19 protein-coding genes and 1 riboswitch are annotated in these 17,705 nt (G+C 49.7%); of the genes, 1 reads left to right on the top strand and 18 read right to left on the bottom strand.

What is annotated here, in order from left to right; all coding sequences use genetic code 11:
- Positions 1–77 precede the first annotated feature (77 nt).
- The 12 genes from glmU to H70357_RS00130 form a co-directional block, all read right to left on the bottom strand.
- Entirely contained in the window at positions 78–1,478 is a 1,401-nt protein-coding gene (gene glmU / locus H70357_RS00185; RefSeq protein ID WP_038584370.1) for a bifunctional UDP-N-acetylglucosamine diphosphorylase/glucosamine-1-phosphate N-acetyltransferase GlmU, read from the bottom strand.
- A 169-nt stretch (positions 1,479–1,647) separates the two neighbouring features.
- Positions 1,648–1,935, bottom strand: coding sequence for a septation regulator SpoVG (gene spoVG, locus H70357_RS00180; protein ID WP_020425826.1), 288 nt, complete (start codon positions 1,933–1,935; stop codon positions 1,648–1,650).
- A 207-nt stretch (positions 1,936–2,142) separates the two neighbouring features.
- Positions 2,143–2,970 (bottom strand): pur operon repressor, encoded by an 828-nt coding sequence (gene purR, locus H70357_RS00175; RefSeq protein ID WP_038584367.1) that lies wholly within the window; start codon positions 2,968–2,970, stop codon positions 2,143–2,145.
- A gap of 119 nt (positions 2,971–3,089) precedes the next feature.
- A complete protein-coding gene (ispE, locus tag H70357_RS00170; RefSeq protein ID WP_038584364.1) occupies positions 3,090–3,944 on the bottom strand; it encodes a 4-(cytidine 5'-diphospho)-2-C-methyl-D-erythritol kinase in 855 nt (284 codons plus the stop codon).
- A 159-nt stretch (positions 3,945–4,103) separates the two neighbouring features.
- Positions 4,104–4,280 (bottom strand): small, acid-soluble spore protein, alpha/beta type, encoded by a 177-nt coding sequence (locus H70357_RS00165; protein ID WP_019914492.1) that lies wholly within the window; start codon positions 4,278–4,280, stop codon positions 4,104–4,106.
- A gap of 157 nt (positions 4,281–4,437) precedes the next feature.
- Positions 4,438–4,713, bottom strand: a complete 276-nt coding sequence (gene veg, locus H70357_RS00160) for a biofilm formation stimulator Veg (RefSeq protein ID WP_019914493.1) — start codon at positions 4,711–4,713, stop codon at positions 4,438–4,440.
- A gap of 290 nt (positions 4,714–5,003) precedes the next feature.
- Positions 5,004–5,903, bottom strand: a complete 900-nt coding sequence (gene yabG, locus H70357_RS00155) for a sporulation peptidase YabG (RefSeq protein WP_038584361.1) — start codon at positions 5,901–5,903, stop codon at positions 5,004–5,006.
- 102 nt (positions 5,904–6,005) lie between these two features.
- Positions 6,006–6,890 carry a 16S rRNA (adenine(1518)-N(6)/adenine(1519)-N(6))-dimethyltransferase RsmA gene (rsmA, locus tag H70357_RS00150; RefSeq protein ID WP_038584358.1) on the bottom strand — a complete coding sequence of 295 codons (885 nt, stop codon included), beginning with the start codon at positions 6,888–6,890 and terminating at the stop codon, positions 6,006–6,008.
- Entirely contained in the window at positions 6,887–7,438 is a 552-nt protein-coding gene (gene rnmV / locus H70357_RS00145) for a ribonuclease M5 (protein ID WP_038584355.1), read from the bottom strand. The genes rsmA and rnmV overlap by 4 nt, the downstream gene beginning before the upstream one ends.
- A gap of 152 nt (positions 7,439–7,590) precedes the next feature.
- On the bottom strand, positions 7,591–8,751 hold the full coding sequence (locus tag H70357_RS00140; RefSeq protein ID WP_038584352.1) for a resuscitation-promoting factor: 1,161 nt from the start codon (positions 8,749–8,751) through the stop codon (positions 7,591–7,593).
- 290 nt (positions 8,752–9,041) lie between these two features.
- Positions 9,042–9,269: riboswitch (cyclic di-AMP (ydaO/yuaA leader) on the bottom strand.
- Between the two features lie 198 nt (positions 9,270–9,467).
- Positions 9,468–10,238: a TatD family hydrolase gene (locus H70357_RS00135; protein WP_038584350.1), complete on the bottom strand. Its 771-nt coding sequence runs from the start codon at positions 10,236–10,238 to the stop codon at positions 9,468–9,470.
- Positions 10,239–10,292: 54 nt separating this feature from the next.
- Positions 10,293–11,576 carry an HD domain-containing protein gene (locus H70357_RS00130; RefSeq protein WP_038584347.1) on the bottom strand — a complete coding sequence of 428 codons (1,284 nt, stop codon included), beginning with the start codon at positions 11,574–11,576 and terminating at the stop codon, positions 10,293–10,295.
- Between the two features lie 305 nt (positions 11,577–11,881).
- Between H70357_RS00130 and H70357_RS00125 the strand changes: the two genes are divergently transcribed.
- On the top strand, positions 11,882–12,136 hold the full coding sequence (locus H70357_RS00125) for an AbrB/MazE/SpoVT family DNA-binding domain-containing protein (RefSeq protein ID WP_019914502.1): 255 nt from the start codon (positions 11,882–11,884) through the stop codon (positions 12,134–12,136).
- A gap of 939 nt (positions 12,137–13,075) precedes the next feature.
- Here H70357_RS00125 and rsmI read toward each other — a convergent pair.
- From rsmI to H70357_RS00095, 6 genes are all read right to left on the bottom strand, one after another.
- Positions 13,076–13,981 (bottom strand): 16S rRNA (cytidine(1402)-2'-O)-methyltransferase, encoded by a 906-nt coding sequence (rsmI, locus tag H70357_RS00120; protein WP_038584344.1) that lies wholly within the window; start codon positions 13,979–13,981, stop codon positions 13,076–13,078.
- On the bottom strand, positions 13,981–14,751 hold the full coding sequence (locus H70357_RS00115) for a tRNA1(Val) (adenine(37)-N6)-methyltransferase (RefSeq protein WP_038584342.1): 771 nt from the start codon (positions 14,749–14,751) through the stop codon (positions 13,981–13,983). The genes rsmI and H70357_RS00115 overlap by 1 nt, the downstream gene beginning before the upstream one ends.
- Positions 14,752–14,922: 171 nt before the next feature.
- Entirely contained in the window at positions 14,923–15,288 is a 366-nt protein-coding gene (locus H70357_RS00110; protein WP_038584339.1) for an initiation-control protein YabA, read from the bottom strand.
- Positions 15,289–15,318: 30 nt separating this feature from the next.
- Positions 15,319–16,119 carry a PSP1 domain-containing protein gene (locus H70357_RS00105; RefSeq protein WP_038584336.1) on the bottom strand — a complete coding sequence of 267 codons (801 nt, stop codon included), beginning with the start codon at positions 16,117–16,119 and terminating at the stop codon, positions 15,319–15,321.
- A 139-nt stretch (positions 16,120–16,258) separates the two neighbouring features.
- Positions 16,259–17,233 carry a DNA polymerase III subunit delta' gene (gene holB / locus H70357_RS00100; RefSeq protein ID WP_038584334.1) on the bottom strand — a complete coding sequence of 325 codons (975 nt, stop codon included), beginning with the start codon at positions 17,231–17,233 and terminating at the stop codon, positions 16,259–16,261.
- A 17-nt stretch (positions 17,234–17,250) separates the two neighbouring features.
- Positions 17,251–17,694, bottom strand: a complete 444-nt coding sequence (locus tag H70357_RS00095) for a YaaR family protein (RefSeq protein ID WP_038584331.1) — start codon at positions 17,692–17,694, stop codon at positions 17,251–17,253.
- Positions 17,695–17,705: the final 11 nt, after the last annotated feature.

Here is a 17,705-nt window from a genome sequence, read left to right as displayed (position 1 = left end):
CCTCCGTGACGGAATTTAGCTTCCAAGCAGCGCCGGTAAAGAGATCTCAGCTCTATCCGGCGCTTTGGCAGTGGCCCTTACGATTGACTCGACTGGTCTTTCTTTGCTTTGGCCCGGGAGCGGATCTTCTCGGCATACCCCGGCTTGTTCTCCTGTCTTACTCTGGCAATGGCCAAATCATTCTCCGAAACAGATCTTGTGATTGTCGACCCTGCAACAACAAAAGCGCCTTTGCCTACGGTGACTGGTGCAATCAGATTCACATTGCTGCCGATGAAGGCATCATCTTCAATTGTCGTCTTGGATTTATTAAATCCGTCATAATTGGCAGTAATTGCACCACAGCCAACATTTACATTCTTACCTACAGAGGCATCGCCGACATAGCTCAAATGCGATACTTTGGAGCCGTCGCCGATCACTGCATTCTTAATTTCCACGAAATCGCCGATTTTGACTTCCTCACCGAGTATAGTGCCCGGACGCAAATAGGCAAAAGGCCCAACGGTAGTCCGTGCGCCGACTTGTGCCTGATTCAGTACGGAATGCTTCACCTCAGCGCCGTCCATAATCACGCAGTCTTCGATTTCACTGGAAGGCCCGATCACGCAATCTTCACCAATGACGGTTTTGCCTTTCAGCTGGGTACCCGGATATAGCACGGTATCTGATCCAATGATGACATCGGCTCCTATATAGGTGGAAGCCGGATCAATGATGGTTACACCGTTCAGCATATGCTGGCGGTTGATGCGCTGGCGCATATAACCTTCCGCTTCGGATAAAGCCAAACGGTCGTTAACGCCGATAGACTCCGCAGCGTCATGAGCCTGATATCCCAGAACGATATCACCCTGTGCCCGGAGTATGCCGATTACATCGGTTAAATAATATTCCTGCTGGTTATTGCTGTTGGTGACCTTCTCCAGCGCCGCGAACAGCTTGGCATTATCAAAACAGTAGGTACCTGTATTAATTTCGCTTACAGCTGCTTCCTCAGCGGTGCAATCCTTCTGTTCCACAATCTTCAGTACACCGCCGTCTTCCCCGCGGATAACCCGTCCATAGCCTGCAGGCTGATCCATCACAGCAGTCAGTACAGTTGCTGCCGCATGCTGCCCTTCGTGCAGTGCCATAAGCCCTTCCAGCGTTTCCGCCATGACCAGCGGTGTATCGCCGCAAATCACGATGGTTGTGCCTTCCTCGCCGCCGATAAGATCCTTAGCCTGTTTGACGGCGTGGCCGGTACCCAGTTGGGTTTCCTGCAGCACATATTCCGCATCCTGGCCTATATGGGCTTTTACTTGCTCTGCGCCATGTCCGACAATAACAACGGTACGCTGGCTTCCGGTCGCTTTAACTGTATCAAGTACGTGCCCTACCATCGGTTTGCCACAGACGGGGTGCAGCACTTTATATAATTTAGATTTCATGCGCTTGCCTTGACCTGCGGCAAGTACAACAGCCATTCTTTTCAAGAATGCCAACCTCCCACTTCTTGAGCTCACTACTGAATATATCTCATATCGGGAAAAAAGAAAAGAGAACCATGTAAGCATGGTTCCCTTTTCTTCGAACCCCAATTAAAAACGGCTTGACCTTACGCCGCCCTGGGAGGGCAGCTGGACATCAGAGTCAGCTTAAGGCTTAAGCTCCCTCTTCGATGACCTCTTCTTCTTCCGTAGCGGCGCGATCGTACTCGGCCAGAACCGCAGATTGAATCTTCTCGCGTGTTCCCGAAGAAATCGGGTGTGCGATATCGCGGAATTCGCCGTCCGGTGTACGCTTGCTGGGCATAGCAACGAACATCCCGTTATTACCGTCGATGACTCGAATGTCATGAACAACAAACTCGTTGTCGATTGTAATGGATGCGATTGCTTTCATTCTCCCCTCAGAGTTGACGCGGCGGAGTCTGACATCCGTAATTTGCATGTGTGTGTTCACCACCTTTTTCCATCAGAGACTTGGTGTATAATTCCACACAGCAAAGCGAATTCCTTCTTTTTGATTCCAAAAAATGCCTGATAATGAAGATTATTTTTGCGCAACCATTGATTTCGACACCATTCGCGGGGTTTTCTAATAATCCCTTACGATTTCGACATTTTACTGTTCTTTAGCGCAAAGTGACTGTCCAGCTCAGGAGGAGAAATAATTACCCGGATACGCTGAAATCCGCCGCACCTTGGAATCCACCTCATTCAGCTTCACCAGAGATACATAGTCATGCAGCAGACGCTCTTCCGTCTCCACCGCACCTGATTCCACGAGTACACCTACACCGGCCACTTCGGCATTGAACTCGCCAAGCAGATCGACCATACCGCGTACGGTACCGCCAGCCTTCATGAAATCATCCACGATCAGCACCCGCGACTTCTCACGCAGCGCCCTTCTCGACAGCGACATCGTATGTATGCTCTTGTGCGAGCCCGATACATAGTTGATGCTAACGGCAGAGCCCTCAGTTACCTGATGGTCACGGCGCACCAGCACCACCGGCAGCCCGAGCTGTGCAGCTGTGGCATAAGCCAGCGGAATGCCTTTGGTTTCCACGGTCATCACTACATCAATCTCTACCCCGTAGAAAGCCGTTGCAATGATCTTTCCGGCCTGTTCCATCAGAGAAGGCAGCCCCAGCAGGTCAGACATATATAAATAACCGCCGGGCAGAATCCGGTCGCTCTGCTCCAGCTGTCCGCACAAACGGTTAACGAAGGCCAGCGCCATCTCTGTTGGCATTCTAGGAATATAACGTACCCCGCCTGCCGCACCGGCCAGTGTCTGCAGCTCACCCATGCCTTCGCCTTCAAATACTTCTTTTATAATAGCCAAATCTTCGCTGATGGATGACTTTGCCGCGCCATACCGGTCTGCAAATGTTGACAGCGACAGCAGGTCATGGGGTTTCTCAAGCAAAAATTGGGTCATGTCTACCAAACGTTGGCTTCTTTTAAGTTTTTTCACGGAATGCTCCTCGCCAAAACCGAATATTATTATAAAATAATATCACTTTTGTACGGATTTACACAAGAAGAAACGGCTGCTCTGCCTTTGACAGGGCTAGCCGTTCCTCTGGAAGCTCTTCAGCTTAGCGAACGTACCGCGTAAACTTCCTTACAGAATCCGCGCAGTCCATTGTAAATTCTGGCTACCTTCGACTGCTTGGATACCAGACCGAAGACGGTCGGTCCGCTGCCGGACATCAGCACTCCATCTGCACCCAGCTTCATCATGGCTTCCTTCAGCTGCTGCACCTCAGGATGGAGCTTTAGCGTCACACCCTCCAGCACGTTGCCTAGCCCCGCACAGACTGCGTTGAAGTCGCCCGCTGCAATGGCCTCCTGCATCCGCGTTGCCGACGGATGCACCGCAATGTCACTCGCTCGTACGCGTCCATACACCTCAGCCGTCGACACATTAATCGGCGGCTTCGCCAGGACGACCCAGCACTGCGGCGGATTCTCAATCGGAGTCAGCCGCTCGCCTCTGCCCGTAGCCAGGGCAGTGCCTCCTGTGACGCAGAACGGCACGTCCGAGCCCAGCTCGGCGCCCAGTTCCTGCAGCTCCTGCGCCGGGATACCAAGGCGCCAGAGCCTGTTCAGGCCGCGCAGCGTAGCTGCGGCATCGCTGCTGCCGCCGGCAAGGCCGGCAGCGACCGGAATTCTTTTGTCCAGATGGATATGTACACCGCTCTTCACGTTATAACGGTCTTTAATAAGCCTCGCCGCCTGAAAGGCAAGGTTCTTCTCGTCGAGCGGAATATATCCCGCCTGGCTTGATATAATAATCGAGTCTCTCTTCATCTCTGATAGCTCCAAACGGTCCGCCAGATCCACCATGGTCATAATCATTTCCACTTCGTGAAATCCGTCAGGCCGCTTGTGAAGCACATCCAGCATCAAATTGATCTTGGCCGGCGCTTTCTCATACATTTTCAAGGCGTTCACCCACCTTCAGCTTTTCCCGTAAAAACAACTTAACATATTATATGAGAAACTTGTAACGAAGTCCATTATCAAAAGTTTGGACAGGCCGAAAAGGGGACCGCCGCAAGGACGGCTCCCCTTTTTTATGACCGTTTTTCCGCACAAAAGCGGTTAAGACTTCCGGGCAGCCTGCTCGGCAAGCTGAATGGCCCTTTTCACCATATTCCCTGCATCCTGGGCCCGGATTCCACCCCAGCCGTCCCGCTCTACCGTTTCGTAGAATCCAAGCTCCTTGGCCAATTCCGTCTTCAGTTCCTCCGACATCATGCCTCGTTTTCTGCGGCTCATTAGCGGAATTCCTCCTTAGGGTAGTAGATGATAAGCTTATTGCTCCTTTAGTATGCTGTACCGGGGCAATGATCATTCAACCCGCGAAGAAACCGTCCACACCGTTGTTATATTCAAAAAACAAAAAACAGCCCCCATAGGAGACTGTCCGTAACTCTTAAGCCTTAATATACATAATCCGCATTTGCCCATCGTCTTCGCAGACTGTGATCTCCACAGACTCCGTAAGAATATCGGCATAGCTATAGGAGACACGCTTGAAGGTTTGCTGCTCCTGATCCAGTTTGACAATAAATACAGAAGGGTACGTTTCTTCCAGGACACCGGTGCGTTCAACGGTCTTACGACGTCCACCGTTTGCACGCAACGTGATCTTATGACCGACGTGAGCTTCGAGACTGCGTTTAATTTCCAACAGCGCGTTATTAGCCATTACCTGACGACCACCTCTTTCCTTGTCCATTATACAACTTTTCACAAACATTGTCAAAGCAAATAAATAATTATAGATGATGCCAAAATAGTTGTCAACGGAATTTTTTCGGAACGAAAGAGTGCCGACCGAGGCGCCTTGTTATCGGTAATAATATACCGGAGGCTGTCACCGCTTGTCCGGCTTCCACAACAAAAAAAGGAAAAGAAAAGCGTTATGCTTATCCTTTCCTTTTTTTATTCCTGCCATTCTGGAAAATTATTGCGCACGGCCTTTCCGGGGCCACGATACTATATCGCCGACGGGGTGACTTTCAGCGCGGAAAGATTCTGCAGGCGAGGCATTCCGATCCGGAAGCTGCCGCGTGTCTCTATCCCGCCCATTCCCTGGTTGCCGCTGATGGTATGATTCAGTACATCGCCTAGACTCACAGTGTCACGGATCGAGGTAAAAGAAGCTTTGGCCGCTATATAGACGGGATCCAGCGCATGAATCAGGATTCTCCCCGGCGAACTGGCAAAATTGGCCCCCGCCCCCAGCAGTGCCTCAAAATGCGACTGGCAGGCTCCTGCCACAATGGTCAGGGCATCAAAATTCCGTTCATATTCCCTTGCAACCCCAATAGCTGCCACAAAGTTCTGCGAATTTTTGTAGCTGCTGAGACTGTAGAGATCATAAGTATGCGGCTGTTTCAGCACCCCGTCGTGGCCAGTAATAACTACGATATCCGGACGCACACGGGGCAGAAGCCGGTATAACGTCTCTGCCATTTTGGACTCATGAACATGATGTCCTTCTGCGGGAATCCGCAGCTGTTCATACAAGCTAAGACTTTTGTTCAAATAAAGCGCATCGCCGTCCAAATGCAGCACTTTGCCCGGCACCTCGAAATAAGCCGCCTCCTTGGGGGATTGCGGCCAGCCTCCCGCAACAGTCTCTCCGCTGCGCTGGCTCTGTTCCTGACGGTCCTTACGCAACCTTGTCAATGATTCCTTCGCTTTGATCTGTGCCTGCTGTCCCCGTTCTGTAATACGGGTAGGCGGCACTTGAACCAAGTCGTCCAGGGGAGCATCCGCCAACAGGCGGAATTCTGTGCCTTTGATTACGGCTCCACTCTGCACGATGTTCTCCACCCGGAAAGTTACATCTCCACCATAAGATTTGCGAACGACCAAGTCTCCTAAATTCATGACAACACCACCTCTACCCCCATCGTATGGGCAAAGGTCATGGTTGGTTCTTAAACAGCCGCATTTTCAAAAGATAAAGCGCGATGTTTCACGCTGCATACTCTAGGCGATTCCTGCCGCCAGCAGCACAGCGCTAAGCCGGGCGTACTCCGCAATACTCAGCGTCTCCCCGCGGCGGGTTGGTTCTATGCCAGCCTCAGCCAGCAGCGCCTCCAGGCGCTCACGGCCTTCTCCCGGGAAGAAGCGGGCCTTGAGATTGTTCGCTATTGTCTTGCGCCGCTGGGTGAAGGAAGCCTGGACCACTTCAAAGAAATGCTTCTCATCAGCCACATCAACTGGAGGACGTTCTCTGACCTTCAGCCGGATTACAGCAGATTCCACATTCGGCTGCGGGATGAAGACCGTACGCGGCACAATACAGACCAGCTCAGGCTCACTGTAGTACTGCACGGCTATGCTGAGGCTTCCATATTCTTTGCCGCCCGGAGAAGCCGCCATACGCTCAGCAACCTCCTTCTGGATCATTACCACGATATTATCCAGCGGAAGTTTCTCCTCCAGCAGTTTCATCAGTATGGGGGTTGTCACATAATACGGCAGGTTGGCAACCACACTTACTTTGTCGACGGTTGCAAAATCCTCTGTGAACAGTTCCTGCAGGTTTACCTTCAGCACATCATCATTGCGGATTTTGACATGCGGGTACGGAGACAATACATCCCGCAGAATCGGAATCAGTCTGCGGTCGATCTCTACAGCAGTCACCGCACCCGCAGCCATGGCCAGCCGTTCAGTAAGCGCTCCGATACCCGGGCCAATCTCCAGGGCGCCCGCAGAGTCAGTTAATTCTGCTGCGTCCACTATTTTATCAAGGATATTCTGGTCGATCAGAAAGTTCTGTCCCAGACTTTTTTTGAACGAAAAACCGTAGCGCTGAATAATTTCTTTGGTCCGTACTGGCGATGAGATCTTGTTATTGCCACTCATGAAGTAATGCCTCCCTGATCAATTTGTGCGAGAGCTCCGGAGAATTCTTCCCGCGTGATGCCAAACATAGCCAGCCGCTTGTATAGCTGTTTGCCGTTACAATACCCGATGCCAAGCAGGTTGCCCAGCGCCATCCTGCGCTCAGCCGCTCGCGAATGCACCAGCATGCCCGCCGCCATAAGATCCTCCAGCCCAATTAGGGCAGGGGCTCCTTCAAAGGAGGTATGTACATGCTGCAGCGCATGACGGATCGCTTCCGGTGATGCATTCTCAACACCGATATCCCCTTTGCGTGTAGCATCCTTCTCCGGGATGAATGCATGCTTGCAGCCTGGCACCTTGGAGGAAACAATCTTGCGGATGCGTTCGCCGGCATGATCGGGATCCGTAAGGATGATCACGCCTCTGCGTTCCATTGCCAGCGCTATCTTGGCGATAACCTTGCGGTCTACCGCTGAACCGCCAGTCTCTATCGTATCGGCCTCCACCGCCCGCTTGACGGCAACCGTATCACTCTTGCCTTCCACCACAATTAATTCCTTAATCATACACGTTGCTCCTTCCTGTAAAACACAAAAAGAAGAGGATTCGCTCCCCTTCTTTTTGGCTAAAGAATGTATAAGTGATGAGCGGTAGCCCGTTCTGTCAGTGCTACACTCACTATAGCTTATAAACCATTAATTTGCAAAAGCGGACCACGTTAATTCAGCTCCGGCTTCACTGGACCGATCACATAAATAGTCCGGGACTTGCGGCCGAAATTACGGGCATGGCTCAGTGAATCGTAATAAACATCTAACTTGTTGCCTTTGATGGCACCGCCGGTATCCTCTGCTCGGCGAAACCCTAATCCCTCAATGTACACCCACCAGCCGATAGGAATTACATTCGGGTCCACAGCTATTGTCCGGCCTTCTGTTACACGTGTGCCAGAAGCCGTGCGGGTCCCAATGCCTGGTTCTTCTGAAGAATAGGCTGTCATCGACACATTTTTGATCATCTTCTTGTATTGGAAATCTACGCCTGCCTTGTGCACGACGTTACTGCTTTTTGCGGAAACTTTGGTTGTTTTGGATGCCGTACTTTTTTTGGAAGTTGTCACAGCAGCTACAACGGGCTTTGGCAGGGGCTTCGTACCAACATAAACAATTTTATGTTTGGTAACCGTCTGTACTTCCTTGCCAATCATGCGCATAGAGACCAGTTCTCCATCTTGGTAGACCTTCTCGATATGCTGGACCATGACGCCTGGTGCGCCTAACTGTGCCACTTTTACGGTCCCCTTGGTCAGGGAAGGATCTGAGGTCTTAATGACCTGGAATGGCAAATTTTGCTTCCGCTCCACAATCTGCTTGTTGATGCGGACAATTTTAATTTCCATGCCGGCCGATACTGTGGTGTCAAGCGAAGGGTATATCTTGTCACTGCTCTCCAGGCTTAAACCCAGTTTGCTAATGGCGTCACCGATAGTGTCTTCGGTGGTGTACAGCGTTTTTGTTGCTCCATCCGCAGTGAGACTAAACTTCTGCGCACGATTGATCACGACACGGTCGCCGTCCTGTATCTCATCACTAAGGCCAATAGATAATTCATCATGCGGCTGCAGCGAAATTTGTTCCTTAGCCAGCACATCACTGAGCAGCGCTTCGCGCGTTTCCAGCGTCTGTGCTTTCCCGTCTATAACTAAAAATATCTCTTTCTTGCTCTGACCGTGTACGTACAGCAGAATGAGCAGCGCGATAACGATTGATACCGCACCTGCAAGCGAAAGTAAGCGAGGATTCACTTGCTTCCACCGTAATGCGAAAGACCTGCTGGATGATTGCGAATCATGGGATACTTCTGGTTGGAATACGCCCACTCTCTCCATCCTCCTTACATAGCCCCGTCGTCAAGTTGTATATCAAGGTGACTGTATGATTGCTGACGAAACTAGGTTTGAGATTGCAACAGGATACGCCCGCATTGCTTCAGCGTTTCCTGCTCATGGATCGCCTGCCCGGCATAATTACTCCAGATACCTGTTATATAACAGTATGCTGGGAACATTCGCATTATTCAAAACAAAAAAAGCCCAAAAAAGAGTTCACAGAGGACTCTTTCGTGGCTTCTCCGGATGTCAGAATACGCGGGAATGTTTATGCACGAGGTTTCCTCTCTTACTTGCGCTTACGGGGTTAGCTGTCGGGTTCGGGCATAAGAGAGACGCCCTATCTTAGGTCACCCGCTCACGGCGGTTGCCCTCAAATTCACCCCAAAGACCACGTGAAGAAATCAAATAAATTCTGCGGCATTTCTGTGTTGTACTCTATGTACGGACATGCGGCAGGCATTATTGGTTCCCCCGTTCTCCATACGGAGACTCAGCGAGACGATCCATGATTCAGTGACTGTCACAGTAACAACAGCTCACTGCACTGAAAAGATGATATCCTGTTTTGATGCATGTTGTAAAGGACGATTCAACCACGTTTACGCAAAAAAATGATTAAAATATTGTAATATTCAGCCGTTTTTAAATTAAAAAAGTTTAATATATCGGCTATACTTCATTTTTCACCGCTTTTACTCCCGATTTCAGACAATCCCAAATCGTTCCAGTGCGTTCGCATACGTAATTTCCGCCAATTCCTGTAAATCAATCCCTTTTATTTCCGCGGCAGCCTCTGCTACTAATCTCACATGTGCGCTCTCATTTCGCTTGCCCCGGAAAGGGTGCGGTGTCAAATAAGGCGAGTCCGTTTCAATCAGCAATCGGTCCAGCGGAGTCTGGGCCAGCACCTCTTTTGGCACTCTGGCGTTCTTGAATGTAATCGGGCCGCCGAAGGATAGGTGAAAGCCTAAATCCAGGCACATTTTGGCTATTTCCCAGCTGCCGGAGAAGGAGTGCATCACTCCGCCTATTTCATCAGCCTTCTCTTCACGAAGAATCCGCACCACATCTTCATGAGCATCACGGTTATGAATGCAAATCGGCATTTTCAGTTCACGGGCCAGTCCGATTTGTTTGCGGAACACTTCATGCTGTACCTCTTTAGGAGAGGTATCCCAGTAGTAATCCAACCCAATTTCTCCGATGGCAACTACTTTTTTATGACTGCACAGTGAGGCAATCCACTCGAGATCCCCGTCCCTCATGTCTATGGCATCCTGCGGATGCCAGCCGACGGCTGCATAGATATAATCATAGGTTTCAGCAAGCTTCATGGTTGTTGGGATTGTTTCCCTGTTAAAGCCAATATTAATCATTTTGGTAACTCCTGCCTCGAGCGCATTGGCGATTACCTTTTCGCGGTCCTCGTCGAATTGTGGAGCATCCAGATGGGTGTGCGTGTCGAACAATTGCATGTTACATCCCCTTTTCTGTCATAATTTCTATGATGAATTCCAAGTATTTTTGGATTACTTTGCAAAGATTTCTGCGATAGAAGAAGGCAGAAATGGAAGGGCTTTCTGCAGCTTATCCTGTGGAAAATACAGGTGATAACGGCCGCGGTGAATTCCGCTGATGGAGCGTACGATATCTGAAACTTCAGAGATCTCCCTCAGTTTGTCATGGCGGTCAAGCAGCAGAATTTGCTTGCTGTCAAAGCCTTGTCCCGGACGAAACACATCATAGGGCAAATCTGTCGGAAAATCAATTTCCAGATCATAATCGGCATCTAGCCCTGCCACGGCAAAGCTGCGGCGTATTTCGTCAATCGTCTCGGAATCAAGGTTCTCCATCTCTACATATTTATACAGTTTACGATGAATAAACCGGCTGCACAAGTCGCTTAACAATTCATCCTTCTCCAAAGTCCACTGCATGAAGGCGGTCTGGATCATAGCTTCGTCCAGCAGCAGATATTGTTCCACCGTAACCTCTCCGCGGAACAAATCACCTAAAGGATCAATCATGAACCGGAATTCATAACCGCTCTGGTACAGCTCTTTGGCTCTGCGGAAAATTTGCCGCAAAATGATTTCGGAACTGCGTGTGACCGGGTGAAAATATACCTGCCAGTACATTTGATAGCGCGACATTAAGTAATCCTCGATGGCGTGCATCCCTGATTCCTTAACCACTACCCTTCCATGGTATGGGCGCAGCATTCTTAGGATCCTGTCAATATCGATCGTCCCATAGTTTACTCCCGTATAGTATGCATCGCGGAGCAGATAATCCATGCGGTCAGCATCCAGAGGGCCGGAAACCAAGTTGACTACAATTTCATGCTCATAAGTTTTGGAGATTACCGAAGCTACCTTGCCGGGAAAATCCTCTGCCACATCCCGCAGAATTGCGGTGATCTCCGTGTCCTCCAGAATGATCCGGCAGGTCCAGTCTTCATGGTTCATTTCAAAGGCTTCTTCTATAGAATGGGAGAACGGGCCATGCCCCAAATCATGCAGCAGCGCTGCACATAGAGTGAGCAGGCTCTCGTCCGGCATCCAATCCTTATACCCGCTTCGCTCGAACTGCGAAATGATACGGCGTGTAATTTCGTAGACACCAAGGGAATGTGAAAATCGGCTATGCTCTGCACCATGAAAGGTTAGATAGGAGGTGCCAAGCTGACGGATACGCCGCAGACGCTGAAATTCCTTAGTGTTGATCAATCGCCAGATAATTGTGTCCTGCACGTGAATATAGTTATGAACCGGATCTTTGAAAACCTTCTCTTCTGTCAGCGGTTGCTTCATGTGTTCAACTCCTTCGAATAATATAATTAGAAATAAGAGGTAATAGGTAGTATAATAATGAATTATGTCGCACTTTGTCGAATTGTGTCATTTTAACGTTTTACAAATCGACAATTTAATTTTATCTGCATTTGTATGAATTTATGTGTAATGTAGGCGATATAAAAGTTTTATTTAAAAATTCCTTAAAATTAGCCTCAAAAAAGGTTGACTGTTTTGGGAATGGTTGGTATTATAAATATCATAAAACGGTGAACAATGTCGAATAATGACGCTTTTGAACATTGAGAGGAGCAACGATTGTAATGATGAAATCAACAGGAATTGTAAGAAAAGTAGATGAGCTTGGACGGGTTGTTATTCCGATCGAATTGCGCCGTACACTGGGCATTGGAGAAAAAGATGCGCTCGAAATTTACGTGGACGGTGAGCGGATCATGCTTAAAAAATACGAGCCAGCTTGCATTTTCTGCGGCAATGCTGAGAATGTAACCTATTTCAAAGGAAAAATTGTTTGTCATGAATGCATTTCTGCTATCCCTACCCCTGTGACAAACTAGAACAAATAGGTTATAATAGGAACTAATCAAATTGTTAATTCTAACCTTTTTATATCTCCTTGGCCTCCCGTTGATGCGGGAGGTATTTTTTATGCTTTTTTACCCTCCCAAACCCTCCCTACAGGGAGGGCCCCAAGGGCCCCGGCCCTCTGGACACCCGGAAGCTTGTCTAATTTGTGGCCGCGCGTAAAGGAGTAACTGTGACGGTGGACCGGCCCTCTTTCGGGCACGCCCTCAGGGCCTTGCCATGCGAGGGATTTCGCCATAGGCCGTGCGCCTATGGCGGCTGCGCGAAGGCGCTCCCATGCACCGTTTGGGCGATAAAGCCGCTCTCCCTGCGGGAATCGCTTTACGGTGGCACGGGCCAGTGACTTTAGCGCTTGCTGGTTGCTGGCTGATGAGCTGCTTTTTTTGCTTTTGCCCGCTCTCCCTGCGGGAATCGCTTCACGGTGGTGCGGGCCCAGTGACTTTAGCGCTTGCTGGCTGCTGGCTGGTGAGTAGCTTTTTCTGCTTTTGCCCGCTCTCCCTACGGGAATCGCTTTACGGTAGCACGGGCCAGTGACTTTAGCGGTTACTGGTTGCTGGCTGATGAGCTGCTTTTTTTGCTTTTGCCCGCTCTCCCTACGGGAATCGCTTCACGGTGGTGCGGGCCAGTGACTTTAGCGCTTGCTGGTTGCTGGCTGGTGAGCTGCTTTTTTTGCTTTTGCCCGCTCTCCCTGCGGGAATCGCTTTACGGTGGCACGGGCCAGTGACTTTAGCGGTTGCCGGTTACTGGCTGGTGAGTAGCTTTTTCTGCTTTTGCCCGCTCTCCCTCCGGGAATCGCTTTACGGTGGCACGGGCCAGTGACTTTAGCGGTTACTGGTTGCTGGCTGGTGAGCTGCTTTTTCTGCTTTTGCCTGCTCTCCCTACGGAAATCGCTTTACGAAGATAAATGCCCTTTACTCCCTGTCCAACAATGCATTGTAAATATCGCGTTTGGCCAAGCCACGGTCTGCGGCGGCTTTTTTCATAGCTTCCTTCCGTGCCATTCCTGCGTTTTCATAGTGAGCGACATGCAGCTCAATGCTGAGCTCACGCCACCAGGAGGATTCAGCAATCTCAGCCTCTTCTTTGCTTTCCCCTTCAACCACGATTACATATTCGCCAAGCGGCGGATGTTCGGCCAGCCAAGCAGAACATTCCTCAATCGTTCCGCGCAGAAACTCCTCATAACGTTTTGTCAGTTCACGGGCCAGCACTACCCGGCGGTTGCCGAACGCCTCCTGCAGATGAACCAAGGTTTTGGCTACCCGGTGCGGAGATTCATAGAACAGCAAAGTCCCCTGCACAGAACGAACAGCGGATAATACACTACGGATATCCTTACGCTCCCTGGGCAGGAACCCGACAAAGGTAAAGCTTGTGGTCGGCAAGCCGGAGGCGATCAAAGCTGACAAAGCCGCGTTAGCTCCGGGGATCGGAATGACCGGAATATGGTGGCTGACGGCCAGTGCTACAAGATCTGCTCCAGGGTCGGAAATCGCCGGCAGACCGGCGTCGCTGACAAGCGCCAAATTTTTACCTTCTATTATATAGCGGATCAGTTCCGGTCCACTGGCAGCCTTATTATGCTCATGATAGCTGAACAGCATGGAAGGCGTAATTTCAAAATGGCTCAGTAACTTACGTGTCTGTCTTGTATCCTCGGCGGCAATAATATCACATTCTTTTAAAGTGCGGACCGCACGGTAAGTCATATCCTCCAGATTGCCGATTGGCGTAGCGACCAGATAAAGACAACCGCATCCTGGCGGTTTAATTCCATCATTGTTATTTTGAAAGCTGCTTTGGCACGTTATAGTCATCATTTACCCTCTTTGTTTCCATAATAAATATCCATAATTTCCGGACAGTATTGATTGTCCTCATTATATACGATCAGCGGCGGTTGTAAACGCACCTCAGGCTTTCCATCGCGTGCAGCTTCAATCAATACCATATTGGCTTCCAAATGCGCTCTTGGATGCACGAAACGAATCAGCTTCGGCTCCAGTCTGTTTTGTCTCATCAGGCTGATAATATCCACCAGACGCTGTGGCTTGTGTACCATACTTACCTTGCCTCCGGTGCGGACCAGTCTTACGCATGCCTGAATCACCTCTTCCAGCGTGCAGCCAAGCTCATGGCGGGCCATCGCCTGATGTGTATTCAGCTTGAGGTCGCTTCCGTTAAGCGGCATGTACGGCGGATTAACGGTAATCGCATCGTATACACCGTATCCAGCCTCATTATGCAGTTCACGCAAATCCCCTTCATGTATCTTGATCCGCTCCTGCAGGCCGTTTAAGGCTACACTACGGCGGGCCATATCCGCCAAACGCGGCTGAATTTCAATACCTTCTATAGAAGCTTTGGTTCGTGTAGTGAGCAGTATCGGAATAACTCCATTGCCAGTACAAAGATCAAGTACTCTGCCGCGTGGCGGCATACCCGCAAACCGGGCCAGCAGTACGGCATCCATCGAGAAGCTGAACACTTCATCACTCTGAATAATCCGCAGATCATGAGTCAATAAATCATCCACCCGCTCCGTTGGCAGTAAAGGAACAGGTATTTCGTTAGAAAAATTCGTCATTGTAATCTCCTAAAAGTTTTGTTGAGCATACACTTCAATGAAATCCTGCGAAACAAAACTCGCTTCGGAAGCATACGCTTAGTTTTTCCTGAACCTATGCCCGCTTTCATCAGTTTGCGCCCTTAAATTCAAAAAAAACCGTAGGCGTAAATCTCCTACGGCTGGATATCCTCATTTATTAAGAAAAGAAAGACAGAACAGACAATCACCTTCTGTGCGCAAATGGCCGAAATAGACATTGCAGATGTGAAAGCCTTCATGATACAGCCGGGCCAGATTGTCATAACCTTCCCCAACTACCTCTTCTGTTCCCTCTCTGGCGGCCAAAAGAGCTTCCGCCTCCGCAGTATCAACGGCAGGGTCCAAAGGTGCGTCCCTCTTCAATATTTTGCGGAGCTGTTCATTCTCCAGACTAAGCCTTTGATTGGTTTCCATCAGTTCCTTAACCGTCTGTTTCCAATCTCCGAGACTTGCGCGCATGCTTTCCATCTGCGCTTCCATCTCCTGCATGTGTGCAAATATATTTATCTTCTCCAAGTTTCCACCCCGAAAGTAACCTTATATGGTTTACTTGACGACAACATCATCCATTGGAAGTTCCTTAACTTTGCCCACTTCAAACAGCTGTACATGAACCGTGCGGGTTCCGGCATTAATTCCTACCACCTTGCCGTCACCGAGTGAGGTTACGACAATCTTGCCTACCGCCGGCATTTCTTCCTTCGTACTTTCATAATTATCATGCTCAAACTTCAGGCAACACATCAGCCGTCCGCACAAACCCGAGATCTTTGTCGGATTAAGCGAAAGGTTCTGATCCTTAGCCATCTTGATCGACACCGGCTCGAAATCTCCAAGCCAGGAGGAGCAGCACAATACTCGTCCGCAAGGCCCCAGACCACCCAGCATCTTAGCCTCATCACGCACACCAATCTGCCGCAGCTCGATCCGGGTACGGAAAATACTTGCCAGGTCCTTGACCAATTCGCGGAAATCGACGCGGCCCTCGGCAGTGAAATAAAAAATAATCTTATTGCGGTCAAACGTGAATTCCACATCCACAAGCTTCATTTTGAGGCCATGATCGCGAATTTTATTTAAACAGGTGGTAAAAGCGTCCTTGGCTGCACCTTTGTTCTCTTCAACCACACGTGCGTCGGTTTCTCCGGCAATACGCATGACCTTCTTGAGAGGCAATACAACATCCGCTTCCTGCACCTCTTTTTTGCCAACGACAACTCTACCGTATTCGACCCCTCTTGCCGTCTCAACAATAACGCATTGATCGCGTTCAATCGGGAAATCAAGCGGATCAAAATAATATATTTTACCCGCTTTTTTGAAGCGGACACCTACTACGCTGTACAAAAATTAACCCCCTTGTTTGCCGGTAAAGGAACCCTTAAGCAAGTCCGCTCTCTGATGATCCATGCTTGTCCTTCCTTATCCGTTAAACCCATACTTCCAGGCTGAAGCGACATATAGAGGATATATCATAACTAACCCTTTAACTTTCCAGTCGGATTAAGAACTGCTCCAGACACAGTTGGGCATTGGCATTGGACCGGAGCCTCCGCTTGCTCTCCGCCGCGAATTCCATATAAGCCACCCATTGTTCCGTACTCCGCTGACGGGCATGTCTGGAAATAAAGTCTAACTGATCTATGAAAACGATGCTTTCGTGTCTTCGGTACAGGAAGTAAAGCATATCTTTAAACCAAAGGTGGAACATGCTGAAAAGAATATCCAAATGTTCACCGAGCCCGGCCTTGAACAGCTTCTGCCCTACGGTTGCTACCGCAGTGCTGCCTTTGCCCAAAGACTCCTTAGCTAATTGTAACACTAGATTTCTCATTTCTGCAAACCAATTCTGTGCCAAAAGTTCCCTGCAGCCATCAAGACCTGAAGTCAGCGACACTGCACACCGGGCTAGCGGCACGGGAACCCCCTCGCCGGATAACGCCTGGAGCATAATATCCGGATGCAGCGGACTAAACGGAATACGCTGAGTCCTTGACTGGATCGTTGGAAGCAGGGAACTGCTATTGTCGGAGATTAAAATGCCTACTGCCGGAGCAGGTGGCTCCTCCAAAAATTTGAGCAGACTGTTGGCGGCTTGCACCGTCATTTTATCCGCTCCTTCTATAATATAAACCTTCGGGTTAATTCCTTCCGAGCGGTAAGAAAAAACACGCTGCAGCTCACGGATCTGATCGATCTTAAGGCTCGCCCCTTCGGGCTTCAGCAGGGTTAAATCCGGATGGTTGCCATGCTCAACCTTGCGGCATTCCAGGCATTCCCCACAGGCATCGTCCTTGAGCGCGGTGCAAAATATGGCTTGTGCGAACATCAGCGCTGTCTTCATTTGTCCGCTCCCGGAAGGTCCGGTGAACAGATAGGCATGACTGACCGCTTCTTTGCGCAATGCATTTTGCAGCAGGCGTTTGGCATCCTCCTGGCCTAATATATCATGAAAAGGCATAAATTCCTCCAACTCTTTTAAAAAGCAAGATTAATCAGCATTCCGCGGATCTCTCCAACCCGTCCCAGCAGATCAATACGGCCATGCTCACTTTCCAGCAAGTCATCCGCCAAGTTCAGCAGCGCGGCATCGATCTCCTCCAGCAGTTTATACCTTTTACTCCTGCCGCGACGGTCCCAGCCCTTCGTATCCTTCAGAATGACTCCGCGGCGCGCAGTCTCCTCCAGAAACTTTTTGATCATATTGCGGTAAATCGCCAGCTCGCGGACCGTCATGGATTTGGATAACCGATCGCCCTGCTGCTGGATATCTTTAATCTGGCGGTTAAGCTCATCTATCGTTTTCTGCTCACCCTGCTGATGGAATACATCAGTGAATGATTTTTGCTGAATGGGCCTTCTACCTTCTTCGTTAGTCGGCAGCTCGCTTTTTAGGGGCCTGTAGCCCGGATTGATTTTCAAAGATATCTACC

It is taken from the genome of Paenibacillus sp. FSL H7-0357, assembly GCF_000758525.1.
In the GTDB taxonomy this organism is placed as follows: Bacteria; Bacillota; Bacilli; order Paenibacillales; family Paenibacillaceae; genus Paenibacillus_AQ.
This window is presented reverse-complemented; position numbering and strand designations above follow the sequence as displayed.